This window comes from Dellaglioa sp. CoH-57-MRSF-16 (genome assembly GCF_056782055.1).
In genome coordinates, this window is the sequence record NZ_JBXAXZ010000231.1 from 1 (window position 1) to 236 (window position 236).

Below are 236 nucleotides of genomic sequence, written 5' to 3' on the forward strand. Positions count from 1 at the left end.
GGGCGAGATGCTCGGTGCGTCGCTGGGCGATGCGGTCCTTCTGGTCGCCGACGAACATCTCAGGGACGTACAGCATGTCCTCGAGGCTCATCTTCTTCGCATTCTTGCCCGCGACGGCCAACAGCAGATATTTGCGGACCACAGACCAGTTCCGCTTGCCGGCCATGGCCGGCGACCAGCGATTCATGCCGGCCTGTTCCCAGAGGTAGTGCAGCAAACCCCGCAAGGTCAGCTTC

Annotated in this window: 1 protein-coding gene; it reads right to left on the reverse strand. The window is 62.3% G+C overall.

All coding sequences use genetic code 11. From position 1 onward, the window contains the following. A partial coding sequence (locus AC1RPH_RS08525; RefSeq protein ID WP_481762154.1) for a DUF1173 family protein occupies positions 1-236 on the reverse strand: 236 nt, incomplete at both ends.